Origin of the sequence: Mesorhizobium sp. WSM3879, assembly GCF_002294915.1 — a bacterium.
In the GTDB taxonomy this organism is placed as follows: domain Bacteria; phylum Pseudomonadota; class Alphaproteobacteria; order Rhizobiales; family Rhizobiaceae; genus Mesorhizobium.
This window is the reverse complement of record NZ_NSFZ01000009.1, coordinates 39,872-52,296: the sequence shown is the minus strand read 5'-3', so window position 1 is coordinate 52,296 and position 12,425 is coordinate 39,872. Positions and strand designations below refer to the sequence as shown.

Here is a 12,425-nt window from a genome sequence, read left to right as displayed (position 1 = left end):
ACCGGTATCCTGAAAAGAAGGCTGGAATGGAATATTAGCATGGCGAAGCTCGTCTTCGGAATGAATCAGTCACTGGACGGCTATGTCGACCACGAGGCATTTGCGCCCGATCCCGCGCTGTTTCGTCACTGGATAGAGCAAGTGCGCGGCCTGACGGGCAGCGTGTACGGTCGTCGCATGTACGAGGTGATGCGCTACTGGGACGAAGACCGTTCCGAGTGGACCCCTGAGCTCCGCGAATTCGCGACGGCGTGGCGGAGCCAGCCGAAGTGGGTCGTGTCGAGCACGTTGCTGTCGGTTGGCCCCAACGCCACGCTTGTCGAAGGCGGCCTGGCGGAGGTGATACGTGACCTGAAGGCTCGGCTCGCTGGAGAGATCGTCGTTTCCGGGCCGGACCTGGCGCGAAGCCTGACCGACCTCGGGCTTATCGATGAGTATCGTCTCTACATCCATCCCGTCGTGCTTGGTCACGGAAAGCCATTCTTCGCCGGCCCCCGGCCGCGGCTCCGGCTCGTGGCCAGTGATTTGATCGGGGAGGAAGCGATCAGGTTGACTTATGTTCCGGCGTAGGCACGCAACTCCCCGACGGACTGGCGCGTCGGGCGGAGCGCCCGCTCACCTCTCCGCAAACGCGCGGGCGAACGAATCCACCATCGGCCGCGCCAGATACTCGAAGAAGGTCCGGTCGCCGGTGTTGATGAAGGCTTCGACCGGCGTTCCCGGATAGAGTTGCTCCGGCTTGACGCCGGGCGGGAGCGCGTCGGCGATCTTCAGCTTGGCGCGGAAATAGGGTTCGTGGGTAGCCTGGTCGATCAGCCGGTCGGCCGAGATCTGCGTCACGGTCGCCGATACCTCTGGCGTCAGCCGCGTGTTGAGCGCCGACAGCCTGAGCTTCGCCGGCTGGCCGACGCGCACCTGATCGACGTCTTTCGGCCGCAGCTTGGCATCGACGTTGAGGCCCGATGCGGTGGGCAGGATCTCCATGATCTTTTCGCCGGGCGCGATCACGCTGCCTTTCGAATTATAGGTGGAGGACACCACGATGCCCGCCGCCGGCGCCTTGATCGTCGTGCGCTGAAGCACCGCTTCGGCTGCCCTGATCTGCTCCTCGATGTCGGCGAGGTTGGTGCGGACCTCGTCGAGCTTGGTCAGCGCTTCCTCCACGCGCTGCGTGGTCAGCCGCTCGACCTGCACCTGCGCCTCGACGATCTGGCTGTTGGCCCCGGCAAGATTGGCCTCCAGCGCGCCGGCCTGGCCGACCAGATCGGCTTCCGAGCGCAGCAGCTGCGAATATTCGGTGCGGTTGGTGAGGCCCTTGTCGAGCAGGCCTGTCTTGATGCCGAGCTCCTTCTTCACGACATCGGCCTGCTGCTGGATGGCGAGCTTCTGGGCGTTCAAGCCCACGACCGACTCGCGATGCATGGCGACCCGCTGCGCCATGATCGATTGCTCCGACCGGAACCGGGCGAGCCTGGCGTCGAACTCCTTCTGCTGCTCGCGGATGAGGTTTTGGAAATCCTGCTGGAACGGCGCCGGCGCTGCCTCGGTGATCGGCGCGAGCCTGTCCAGCCCGTCGCGCTCGGCCTCCAGCCGCGCCATGCTCGCCTTGAGCGCGATCGACTGCCTGGTCAGACGGTTGAGCTCGGCTTGCGCGGCCGTCCGGTCGAGCAGGATGAGGTCCTGGCCCTGCTGCACCCGGTCGCCCTCGCGGACCAGCAGCTGCTGGATGATGCCGCCCTCCGGCTGCTGGATGAGGATGTTGCCGCCCGTCGCCGAGATCGTGCCCTGCGTGATTACCGCGCCGGACAGCGGCGCGCTCACCGCCCAATAGCCGAAGCCGCCCGCGAAGAGCGCGATTGCCGCATACCCTATGAAGGCCACGCGTCGGAAGTCGGTGCGCGGCTGTCCATCCCAGGCAAGGCTCTCGATCGTCATCGTCTAGGATCCGAAGCGGATGCCGTGCGTGCGGATCGTCGGCGCGAATGATCCGGTCACCACCGTGCCCTGCTGGGCGGCCGGGGCGTTGCCGGCGCCTCTATCGACCGTGGACCGCCGCAGCACCTCGGCGCTCGGGCCGAAGGCCTCGATCACACCACCGCGCAGAACCATCACGCGGTCGCAGGCCGTGGCGATGGACGGGCGATGCGTGATCACGAGGATCGTGGTGCCGGCCGCCCGCGCGGCGACCAGCACCGCTTCGAGCGCCGCCTCGCCGCTGCCGTCGAGATGGGAACTGGGCTCGTCGAGCACGAGAATGCGTGGGTTGCCGTAGAAGGCGCGCGCCAGCCCGATCCGCTGCCGCTCGCCGCCCGAGAGCGTCCTGTCGGAAGGGTCGATCATCGTCTGGTAGCCGTCGCGCTGCGCCAGGATCAACTCATGCGCCTGGGCGCGCCTGGCGGCCTCGACGATCGCGGCGTCCTCGGCCTGCGCGTCGAAGCGGGCGACATTGTCGCCGATCGTGCCGGGAAAGAGCTCCACCTCCTGCGCCAGGTAGCCGATCTGTCTCCCGAGCTGTTTTTCGTCCCAGGTCCTGAGGTCGGCGCCGTCGATCCTCACTGCGCCCCCGGTCGGCTGCGCGGCACCGACAAGCAGCCGCGCCAAAGTCGATTTGCCGGCGCCGCTCGGCCCGACGATCGCCACCGCTTCGCCGGCGCCGATCTTGAAATTCAGCCGCTTGAGGATAGGTTCGGTGCCGTGCTGCGCGTTCGGTGCCATGAAGAAAACGTCCTGCACCGAAATCGCGCCTAATGGATCGGGGAGCGCCAGTTTCCGCTTCTCGGCCGGATGCGCAGCAAGCACCGTCTCCAGCCGCTTCCAGGCGCGCTTTGCCTCGACGATTTGCCGCCAGGCGCCGATCAGCTGGTCGAGCGGCTGCAGCGCGCGCGACGACACCAGTGAGGAGGCGAAGATCATGCCCGCCGTCATCTGCCCCTCGAGCACCAGCCAGGCGCCGGCGCCGAGGATCGCCAGCTGCAGCATCATGCGCAGCGCCCGCGAGGCGCCGCTGAAGATCGCATTGGCGCTCGAGGAACGGTCGTAAAGCGTGAGCGCTGCCCCGACATGCCGCCCCCAGACCCGAGCGGCGTTCTCGACCATGCCCATGGCGCGCAGCGTTTCGGCATTGCGGGCAAAGACCTGTTCCGCATGGCTCGCCAACGCCGAGCGTTCCGCGGACATGGCATCGTTCCGGCCAATGGCGAGCTGGTTCGCGACGACAAGGACGAGCAGAAGCACCGCGCCGGCGACTGTCACCCAGAACAGCACCGGATGGATCAGATAGAGCAAAGCGAGGAAGACGGGCGCAAAGGGCAGGTCGAACAGCACCGCCACGCCGCGCGACCGGACGAAGGCGCAGACCGAGGCGAGATCACGCAGCGGCGACAGGCCGCCGGCATATTTGGGCGCCAGCGAGACGGCGAATGTCCTTGCCCCGAGCTTCCTGTCGACGGCGGCCGCGACGCGCTGCGTGTAGACGGCGCGGATCGCGTCCAGCAGTCCGAGGAAAGCGAGCGCAAGAACCGCAATCGCCGACAGATAGACCAGCGTCTCGACGCTGGAGGAGGGCAGCACGCGGTCATAGACCTGCAGCAAATAAAGCGGGATCACCAGAAGCAGGATGTTGATCAGCAGCGAGAAGATGCCGACATCGGCGATGGCGCGCAGGAACACCGCCCGCAGGCTCGACGGTTCAGTCATATCGGCCGCCGCTAAATCATCCCGGGACATCGAACCGATCGCCTGAAAATCTTAAGCGTGGCCCCCAAACTCGGAACCGTGATGCAGCGTGCTGCTGCCGAAGCTGTGCGTGGCAGTGCTGTGCGTTGCGGTGGTGGTGCTGGTGGTGCTGCTGGTGGCGACCAGGGGGTTAGCCTCCACAGCGTCCAGCGTATAGGCGCGGATGTAGTCGATCTTCATCTCGGCCGGTGTGGCAAGATGATCCGGCGGCGCGCCGGCCTGGCCGCCGATCGCAAGATTGACCAGCATGTACATGGGCTTGTCCATGTCCGAGGGCGTCGCCGCTTCCGCGACCTGCACGCCGTCATAGGTCCAGACAAGCTTGTCCGGCGTCCACAGCAGGCCATAGGTGTGGAAACCGGCAGTATCCATCACATTCACCGTAGACCCGACCATGGTGTGCGTCCCCGTCTCCATCGTATGCGCGGTCATCAGAAGCGAGTTCGGGGTCTGGCCGTATCTTTCGACGACGTCCAGCTCAGGCGGCCACGAGCCGTCTTCCGGCAGCAGCCAGAAGGCCGGCCAGGCGCCGGCGTTTTCCGGCAGGTCGGCGCGCATTTCGAAATAGCCGTATGTCTGCGAGAAGCTGTCATGCGTGGTCAGGATGCCGGACGTGTATTCGTAATTGTTGATCAGCGGTTTGATGTCCGCCGGCGCTTGCGCCGCGGTGATGGTGAGCACGCCGTTGTTCACGCTGAACGGGTGGACCGAGCTCGTCGGCGCGTAATTGGCGTCGATATACCATTGCAGCTCGTTGTTGGTGGCGAGCGTGCTGCCGTTGGGCGCGCCCCACCAGAAGTTGGTATCCCACGTGCCGCCTTGGCTGTTGTGGAGGTTCAGCGCGTTGAAGTCGTCGCTGAAAGACAGCGTCATGTCGGACTTGTCGATCGGCAGCTGGAATTGGCTGGGCTGCAGCTTGTCGATGGTCGTGTCCTTGAACATGAGGATCTCGCCGGATCCGAGGTTCAAGATGACGTTCGGTCCCGCCTGGATCATATTCGAGTGGATGGCGTCGAAGGAAGTGAACCCATAGCCATCGAGACGGACGCTGTCAGTCGCGGCAAAATTGGCGATCAGGTCGCTTCCGTTGCCTTTCGCGATGATGAAAGTGTCGTAACCGCCGCCGCCATCGATCAGCACATCATTGCCCTTGCCGCCGTCCAGCGTCTGGTGGCCGGCCTTGGCGGTGATGATGTTGTCCAGGTCGTTTCCAAAAGCGTAGTTCTTGGCGTTGGTGACGATCAGGTTCTCGACATTGTCGGGAAGCGTGTAGCTCATCCATGTGCTGATGGTGTCGATGCCTGCCCCATAGCCCTCGGCCACCTTGTTGCCCGCGGCATAGAGATAATAGATGTCATCGCCGTAGCTCCCGTGCATGGTGACATTGACGCCGGAAGCTCCATAGAAGGTGTCGTTTCCGGAGGTGCCCCACAAGTCCGGTCCGGACCCCGCCGCCGAGTACCAATGGTTGGACGAGCCGCTATAGGGGAGAGGAACGCCTACGGCATTGACGAAGCTGCTCATCGGACAACCCTCCTCGCCATACACGGCTTGCTTGAATCGGCGATGCGAACTCAACCGATCGCTAGCGGGTCAACTTGTAATTCCGGGTATCGTTCCAAGGAATTGTGTAATAGTACAGAGAAAATTTGCCGTTCAGCGATCAATTATTCGCAAGAAAAGAGAGTGAGAACGCCCTAATACAATTTGCACGCGAGGGCTCACTCAGTTTTACACAATATTACTAATTTCTTTTATCAAAAATTAAGCATCGCGGCGCGAGGAGTTCGCGTAGGCGGCACGACTCACCTGAGCGGCGGGGCCCGATCCGGCGGATGCTCGCCTGATGCATTCCGCGCTCAAAGGGCGGCGTCGCCGGCTCACGCCTTGCCCATCGCGATCGACTTGAGGAACGCGGCCGCCAGTCCCTTGGCAACGGCCTGGTCGAAGCCCGCTTCGCGCATCGTCTCGATCGCGGCCGCTGTCGTGCCGCGATAGCCGAGAAAGGCCTCGACCGTATCGGCCGGTGAAGCGTCGTTGAGCTCCAGCAGCCGGCCGGTTCCGGTGAGCACGGTGTTGACTGCGCGGCGCGCGACTTCCGGCTTGAGGCCGAAGGCCACGGCGTCGCGCATCATCGCCTCGGCGAGCAGGGCAGGGAAGGCGGGGCCCGAGCCCGTCAGCCCGGTGAGATAGTCGATGTCGCGCTCGCTGCCGACCTCATCCTCAACGCCGCAGGCTCCGAAGATCGCGCGCACGGTCGCGCGGTCAAATTCGGTGGCGTCGCCGCTCGCGATCCACGGCGTGTAGGATTTGCCGACCTCGGCAGCCGCGTTGGGCAGCGTGCGCACCACGCGGCCGGTGCCGTGCTTCTCGCCGATCTCGGCCAATCGGATGCCGGCCATAACCGAAATCACCAGCTTGCCCTTGGCATCCAGCTCGAGCGACGGCCAGTCCTGCGGCCGCACGGAAAGCATGATGACGTCCGAGCGGTCGGCGAGCGCCTGGTTGTCGTCGCTCCAGAAGACGCCTGGAAAGCGATCCGGCTTGGTGCTCCGATAGGAGAGGGTGAGGTTCTCCGCCCGCACCACGCCGGCCGAAAGCGCGGCACCCGCGATGGCGCCGCCCAGCCAGCCGGCGCCGCCGACAATGCCCAGCCTGAGTGAAGCGCTCATGCGTGTCTCCCTTGCAGTCTTAAGGGTGCGGGAGGCGGCGGCCATTGTCCAGCGGTCAGCCGCAGCCGCGTCAGTCCGCTATCGACCGGGCTGGAAAAACCAGCCTGCCGCAAGGCCCGAGCGCCGACAGCGCCATCGCAACGGTCGAGAGCCAACCGGACAGGGCTGCGTTCCCGAGCATGGGCAGGGAGAGCAGTGGATACGAAACCTTTGCGCCGGCTCCCTCCTGCCATCGGGGGCGTTCGCCGGCCACGCATTGCCGGCGAAACGACCCGCCTGCCGAAAACGAGCCTCAGTACCCCCGCATCAATCCACCATCGACGCGGATGTTCTCGCCGGTGATATAGGCCGCGCCGTCGGAAGCGAGGAAGGAGATCGTTGCCGCCACTTCCTCGGATGTGCCGTAGCGCTTCATCGGCACGCTCTGGCGGCGTTCCTCTACGCCGGGCAGGCTGTCGATCCAGCCCGGCAGCACGTTGTTGATGCGGATGTTATCGGCCGCATAGGTGTCGGCAAAGATCTTGGTGAAGGCGGCGAGCCCGGCGCGCGCCACCGCCGAGGTCGGGAAGGCGACGCTCGGCTCGAACGCCCAGGCGGTCGAGATGTTGATGATGACGCCCGCCTTCTGCTTCTGCATCACCGGCGTCACCAGGCGGGTCGGGCGCACGACGTTAAGGAAATAGGTGTCGATGCCCTTGTGCCAGTCCTCGTCGCTGATCTCGATGATCTGCGCGCGCGGCCCGTGGCCGGCGCTGTTGACCAGCACGTCGATGCGGCCCCAGCGTTCCAGCGCGCCGTCGGTCAGCCGCTTCAGATCCTCGTTCGACTGGTTGGAGCCGGTGACGCCGAAACCGCCGAGTTCGTTGCCCAGCGCCTCGCCCTTACCGGAGGAGGAGAGCACGCCGACCTTGAAGCCGTCGGCGGCCAGCCGCTTCGCCGCCGCCGCGCCGATACCGCTGCCCCCCGCCGTCACCAGAGCTACTTTTTCTCCTGCCATGTCGCTGTCCATCCTTGTTGAAAGCGCCTCTGTTAGCACGCGGCGGTGCAGGGCACGAACCGGTTTGGATTGCGCCACGATGGCGATTGGCGAAAGCGGACGCGGAGTCCGAACGCCATGCTCACACGTTGAAACCGCTCATCAGCGCCTTTGACACCACCGCACAGCGTCCGGGCTTCACGTCGCCCGCCTTCAGTGGCACGCCCTTTCCAGCCGGCACCGCCGGCCGGTACCAGCTCCGCAGCGCCTGGTCGCTGGCGCAATAGCCCCAATTGACGAGATCGATCGTCTCCTCGCTTCCCAGGAAATGAAGCGACGTGCCGATATCGGCAGGCGCGATTGCCGCGCTTTGCACGAAGCTCGGCTCGGCGGCGTCAGGCTTGCTGGCGATCGACCAGTAGACGCCGCGGGTGGCGGCATAATCGGGCCGGGTCGCGTCATTGGGCAGGCCCTGGTCGTCGGCATCCTTCGCCGCCTGGAAGCGGGCGATGAGGTCGCGCCGCCTGAGCGAGCGCACCTGGTTGTCGGTGGTGTCGAGCACGCGCTTCAACTGCGAGAACCAGTTCCAGTAACCGGAGCTCGACGCCCGCCAGGGCGCGCCGGCGTCGCTGACCAACAGCCAGCGGCAGCGCTTCAGCGCCGGCTCGATGCCGTGATTGTCGTAGACGCCGCCATCGGTGAGCACGGCGCGGCCGGCCGGGACCGGCGGGCCGACGCTCGCGTCGAGCTTGTCGTTCTCCCACGCGAATTGCGTGAGGTCGAGCCTGAGCGGCGACAGAAACGGCGGGAAGGCGGACGACGCCGCGACCGCGGTCGCGACCGGCAAGTCCGCATGCTTGGCCATGCCGATCCGGTAATCGGCAATGTAGCGGTTGGACATGCGAAACAGCGAGCCGGTGCTGAGATTGCTCGAGCAGAACACGAACCACGGACGAGGGGTCAGGCTCTTCAGCGTCGGCACCTTGGCGTCGAACAGATGGCGCTCGTAGCAGGTGGCGACTTCGCGCGCCGCGCTCGAAAACGGGTTGAACACGCCCTTGAGGATCGACGGCGCGTCAAGGAAGACCTGCGAGAAAACGAGGATTCTTTCGACGTAAAGCTCGCGGAAATTCGTGGCAACGCCGTCGGCAAAGCTGAGGCGCGGCCAGAGAACCGCAAGCAGCCCGGCGGCGATTGAGCCGCCCGAGACCGAACTGACCATGTCGATTTTCTGAAGCAGGCCGGCCTCGTTCAGCCGGCAGAGCACGCCGGCATGGAACAGCATGGCGCGATAGCCGCCGCCCGACAGGCAGAGGCCGAGCTCGTAATGCTCGACCTTGTCGTCAGCCGGTGATGATCCTGCTCGAATCAGTTCCATCGCGCCCCCTCGTGCCTGTCTGTTCGGCATTCGAGCTCGGCTTTGCTCAATCCAGCCCAGCGCAGCCATTCTGGCAAGCGGGGGAAACGCGTAACGTCGCGGAGTGGAAAGCGGGGCCGCTTGCCGGCCGCTTCGTCGCGGCCGGCCGCATAGACCTTGCGATCGATCTTTACTGATTGATCTCGGGCTCGACGAGCCTTGCCAGGTTCTTGAGCGACTCCTGCCAGCCGAGATAGCAGGCCTCGGCGGGGATGGCGTCCGGAATGCCGGCCTGGGTGATCTCCATCTCCGTGCCGACCGAGACTTTCTTCAACTTCACCGTCACCTGCATCTCGCCGGGCAGGTTGGGATCGTCGAACTTGTCGGTGTAGCGCACGAGCTCACCCGGAACGAGCTCGACATAGTCGCCGCCGAAGGCATGGCTTTCGCCCGTGGTGAAGTTGCGGAACGACATTTTGAAGTTGCCGCCGGCCTTTGCATCCAAGTGATGCACCGTGCAGGTGAAGCCGTTCGGCGGCAGCCATTTCGCCAGCGCGTCCGCCTCGATGAAAGCGCGATAGACTTTTTCAGGTTTGGTGGAAAGCACGCGGTGCAGGCGGACAGTGCTGGGCATATCGTTTCTCCTGTTGATTGCCGATCTATGCTCCTATGACGAACGGTGATTGGCCAGTCCGACATCGATGGTGAAGTTTTTTGATCGCTGCTGCCGATCTCGATGGGGAGATTATCCGAACCGGTTGCCCTGCACGCCGCGCACGCCGGGCCTGAGCGCGAACAGGCCGCCTTCGAAGGGGTTGGCGTCGAGATGCTCGGCGCTCATGGTGAAGCGCGCCGAGGTGACGAACAGCGTGTCGAGGCCGGGGCCGCCGAAGGCGCAGCTCGTCGGCCAGCTGCAGGGCAATTCGGCGATCCGGTCCAGCCTGCCGTCGGGCGCGATGCGGGCGAGGCAGCTTCCGCCAACCACCCGGCAGTTCCAAATATAGCCCTCTGCGTCAAGGCAGGAGCCGTCCGGCAGGCCGCGCTCGAAGCCGGTGAAGAAGGCAAGCGCCCGGCCGAGCCGTCCCGCCTTCTTGTCCCAGTCATAGCTGTAGAGCGCGTTCTTCGTCGTGTCGGCGGTGACGAAGCGTCCGTCGGGCAGCCACACCATCGTGTTGGTGATGCCGAACCGGTCTTCGCTGAGCGGCGTCACATTGCCGTCCCGGCCGAGCCGGTAGAGCCGACCTTCATCGCTGGCGATGCGGACCGGCGCGTCGTCCGGGCCGATGTTGTTGGCCATCGTTCCGATCCAGAACGAACCGTCCGGCGCCACCACGCCCTCGTTGAGCCGCGTTCCGGGCCTGTCGGCCTCGATCGTCGCGAGCGCCCGGAACGGCCCATCGAAGTCCCATAGCGCGATCTCCTTGCGCAACCCGACGATCGCGCCGCCGTCGTTGCGCAGGCCGACCGAGGTCACGAGATCGGGCGTCTGCCAGCTTTCATGCGCGCCGCTCAGCGGATCCAGCCGATGGATCCTGCGGCCGATGATGTCGACCCAAACCAGCCTTTCGCGGCGCTCGTCCCACACCAGGCTTTCGCCGACCACGTCGCGCGCATCGAAGATCAGGCCGGCTTGCTTCTCGTGCATGGGGCGCCTCGGGGCAGGGTGTCACAAAATCACCTTGACATATATCTTTAAGCCGAACTATGAGCAATTCAACATCAACCTGTCATACAGGTGTTGAGGAAACGCATGCAAGAGCAGACGGACCCACCGGATGAACCGAGTCCTGGCCTGGTCAGCACGGCGATTCAGGCGATAACCCAGCACATCCGCTCGGAAGGCCTGGCACCCGGCGATCCGCTGCCCAGCGAGGCCGCCATGACGCGCCAGCTCAACGTTTCCCGAACGGTCGTGCGCGAGGCCTTCCGCTCGCTGTCGGCGATGCGGCTGATCGACATGAGCGCCGGGCGCCGCGCCACCGTCGCCAAGCTCGACACCGGCGCCATGTCGATGGTGATCGAGCATGGCATCACCACCCAGCAGATCAGCGTGCAGCAGGTCTATGACGTCAGGCGCACCATCGAGATGCGCACGGTGGCGCTGGCCGCGCTGCGCCGCACCAACGCGGAAGCCGCGGCGATCGCCCAGTCGGCCCGGCTGATGCGCGAGAGTTGCAAGAACCCCGAGACCGTCATGGAGCATGACATCGCCTTCCACGAAGCGATCGCGGCGGCCTCGCACAATCCGGTCTTTTCGCTGATCGTCACCGCCTTCAGCGGCGTGACGCGGCGCACCTGGGTCATCGGCTGGCGAACCCGTTCCTCCGACGAGGACCAGCTCAAGATGATCAAGGGCCATGAGGACATCGCCGACGCCATCCTCAAGGGCGATCCGCGGCTTGCGGCCGAGCATATGGCCGAGCATTTCGACAAGAGCGTCAAGGCGCTGATCGACGCGGGGATAGCCTGATGAAGATCCGCGCCATCGAGACCGTGCGCATCGAGGAACGGCCCAACCTGCTCTGGGTCGAGGTTCATACCGACGAGGGCATCACCGGACTCGGCGAGACGTTCTATCTATCGCGCACCGTCGAGGAATATCTGCACGAATATGTGGCGCCCAGGGTGATCGGCCGCGATCCGCTGGAGATCGATCTCCTGGCCGCCGATCTCGTCGGCTATCTCGGCTTCCGCTCCAGCGGCGCCGAGGTGCGCGGCAACTCCGCCTTCGACATCGCGCTGTGGGACATTTTCGGCAAGGCTACCGGCCAGCCGGTCGCGCAGCTGCTCGGCGGTTTCAGCCGTCGCTCGATCCGCACTTACAACACCTGCGCCGGCACCGAGTACATCAAGGACGCCAAGGGCCAGACGACGGCCAATTACGGCATCGGCGCCGGGCGCGATTACGACGATCTCAACGCCTTCCTCACCCGCGCCGGCGAGCTGGCCGAGGAATTGCTCGCCGACGGCATCACCGCAATGAAGATCTGGCCGTTCGACCACGCGGCGGAGAAGACGCGCGGCAACGACATCTCGGCGGCCGACTTGAAGGCGGCGCTCGAGCCTTTTGAAAAGATTCGCAAAGCCGTCGGCGACAAGATCGACATCATGGTCGAGTTCCATTCGATGTGGCAGCTCCTGCCGGCGATGAGGATCGCCGAGGCGCTCAGGCCCCACGCCACCTATTGGCACGAGGACCCGATCCGCATGGACAGTCTCGGGGACCTGAAGCGCTACGCCGCCGCCAGTCCGGCGCCGATCTCGGCCTCGGAGACGCTGGGCAGCCGCTGGGCTTTCCGCGACCTTCTGGAGACCGGAGCGGCCGGGATCGTCATGCTCGACATCTCCTGGTGCGGCGGCCTGTCGGAGGCCCGCAAGATCGCTTCGATGGCCGAGGCTTGGCGGCTGCCGGTGGCGCCGCACGACTGCACCGGTCCGGTCGTGCTCGCAGCGTCCACCCATTTGTCGCTCAACGCGCCCAACGCGCTCGTCCAGGAAAGCGTGCGCGCCTTCTACCGCACCTGGTACCGCGACTTGGTGACGGCGCTGCCCGAGGTGAAAGACGGCATGATCACCGTGCCGCCGGGGCCTGGGCTTGGGCTGGCGCTCAGTCCCGATCTTGGCAAGGCCTACACCGTCCACCGCCGGGTCAGCAACCAGACGGACATTTAGCCCAAGGCGCACA

Annotated in this window: 11 protein-coding genes; 3 read left to right on the top strand and 8 right to left on the bottom strand. The window is 65.1% G+C overall.

Annotated features, from left to right (window positions below):
* Positions 1-39 precede the first annotated feature (39 nt).
* On the top strand, positions 40-570 hold the full coding sequence (locus CK218_RS20390) for a dihydrofolate reductase family protein (protein WP_095828687.1): 531 nt from the start codon (positions 40-42) through the stop codon (positions 568-570).
* Between the two features lie 45 nt (positions 571-615).
* On the opposite strand, the gene CK218_RS20385 is transcribed toward CK218_RS20390, so the two are convergent.
* The 8 genes from CK218_RS20385 to CK218_RS20350 form a co-directional block, all read right to left on the bottom strand.
* The gene (locus CK218_RS20385) at positions 616-1,935 is read right to left on the bottom strand and encodes an HlyD family type I secretion periplasmic adaptor subunit (RefSeq protein ID WP_095801456.1); all 1,320 of its coding nucleotides are present in this window, start codon (positions 1,933-1,935) and stop codon (positions 616-618) included.
* A 3-nt stretch (positions 1,936-1,938) separates the two neighbouring features.
* Positions 1,939-3,696: a type I secretion system permease/ATPase gene (locus CK218_RS20380; RefSeq protein ID WP_095828686.1), complete on the bottom strand. Its 1,758-nt coding sequence runs from the start codon at positions 3,694-3,696 to the stop codon at positions 1,939-1,941.
* A 51-nt stretch (positions 3,697-3,747) separates the two neighbouring features.
* Entirely contained in the window at positions 3,748-5,259 is a 1,512-nt protein-coding gene (locus tag CK218_RS20375; protein ID WP_095828685.1) for a family 16 glycosylhydrolase, read from the bottom strand.
* Between the two features lie 356 nt (positions 5,260-5,615).
* Positions 5,616-6,407, bottom strand: a complete 792-nt coding sequence (locus CK218_RS20370) for a pyrroline-5-carboxylate reductase dimerization domain-containing protein (RefSeq protein ID WP_095828684.1) — start codon at positions 6,405-6,407, stop codon at positions 5,616-5,618.
* Between the two features lie 292 nt (positions 6,408-6,699).
* Positions 6,700-7,404: an SDR family oxidoreductase gene (locus tag CK218_RS20365; protein ID WP_095828799.1), complete on the bottom strand. Its 705-nt coding sequence runs from the start codon at positions 7,402-7,404 to the stop codon at positions 6,700-6,702.
* Positions 7,405-7,525: 121 nt separating this feature from the next.
* Positions 7,526-8,761 carry a patatin-like phospholipase family protein gene (locus CK218_RS20360; RefSeq protein ID WP_095828683.1) on the bottom strand — a complete coding sequence of 412 codons (1,236 nt, stop codon included), beginning with the start codon at positions 8,759-8,761 and terminating at the stop codon, positions 7,526-7,528.
* Positions 8,762-8,930: 169 nt separating this feature from the next.
* On the bottom strand, positions 8,931-9,374 hold the full coding sequence (locus CK218_RS20355) for an SRPBCC family protein (protein WP_066993153.1): 444 nt from the start codon (positions 9,372-9,374) through the stop codon (positions 8,931-8,933).
* Between the two features lie 111 nt (positions 9,375-9,485).
* A complete protein-coding gene (locus CK218_RS20350) occupies positions 9,486-10,385 on the bottom strand; it encodes an SMP-30/gluconolactonase/LRE family protein (RefSeq protein ID WP_095828682.1) in 900 nt (299 codons plus the stop codon).
* A gap of 105 nt (positions 10,386-10,490) precedes the next feature.
* Between CK218_RS20350 and CK218_RS20345 the strand changes: the two genes are divergently transcribed.
* Together CK218_RS20345 and CK218_RS20340 are read left to right on the top strand one after the other, a co-directional pair.
* On the top strand, positions 10,491-11,210 hold the full coding sequence (locus tag CK218_RS20345) for a FadR/GntR family transcriptional regulator (protein ID WP_066993159.1): 720 nt from the start codon (positions 10,491-10,493) through the stop codon (positions 11,208-11,210).
* The gene (locus tag CK218_RS20340) at positions 11,210-12,412 is read left to right on the top strand and encodes a mandelate racemase/muconate lactonizing enzyme family protein (protein WP_095828681.1); all 1,203 of its coding nucleotides are present in this window, start codon (positions 11,210-11,212) and stop codon (positions 12,410-12,412) included. Before CK218_RS20345 ends, CK218_RS20340 begins: the two co-directional genes overlap by 1 nt.
* The last annotated feature ends 13 nt before the right edge of the window (positions 12,413-12,425 follow it).

Bases quoted from the DNA above. Each gene is read 5' to 3' on its own strand.
- CK218_RS20390 (WP_095828687.1), top strand. From the start codon at position 40: ATGGCGAAGCTCGTCTTCGGAATGAATCAGTCACTGGACGGCTATGTC.
- CK218_RS20385 (WP_095801456.1), bottom strand. From the start codon at position 1,935: ATGACGATCGAGAGCCTTGCCTGGGATGGACAGCCGCGCACCGACTTC.
- CK218_RS20380 (WP_095828686.1), bottom strand. From the start codon at position 3,696: ATGACTGAACCGTCGAGCCTGCGGGCGGTGTTCCTGCGCGCCATCGCC.
- CK218_RS20375 (WP_095828685.1), bottom strand. From the start codon at position 5,259: ATGAGCAGCTTCGTCAATGCCGTAGGCGTTCCTCTCCCCTATAGCGGC.
- CK218_RS20370 (WP_095828684.1), bottom strand. From the start codon at position 6,407: ATGAGCGCTTCACTCAGGCTGGGCATTGTCGGCGGCGCCGGCTGGCTG.
- CK218_RS20365 (WP_095828799.1), bottom strand. From the start codon at position 7,404: ATGGCAGGAGAAAAAGTAGCTCTGGTGACGGCGGGGGGCAGCGGTATC.
- CK218_RS20360 (WP_095828683.1), bottom strand. From the start codon at position 8,761: ATGGAACTGATTCGAGCAGGATCATCACCGGCTGACGACAAGGTCGAG.
- CK218_RS20355 (WP_066993153.1), bottom strand. From the start codon at position 9,374: ATGCCCAGCACTGTCCGCCTGCACCGCGTGCTTTCCACCAAACCTGAA.
- CK218_RS20350 (WP_095828682.1), bottom strand. From the start codon at position 10,385: ATGCACGAGAAGCAAGCCGGCCTGATCTTCGATGCGCGCGACGTGGTC.
- CK218_RS20345 (WP_066993159.1), top strand. From the start codon at position 10,491: ATGCAAGAGCAGACGGACCCACCGGATGAACCGAGTCCTGGCCTGGTC.
- CK218_RS20340 (WP_095828681.1), top strand. From the start codon at position 11,210: ATGAAGATCCGCGCCATCGAGACCGTGCGCATCGAGGAACGGCCCAAC.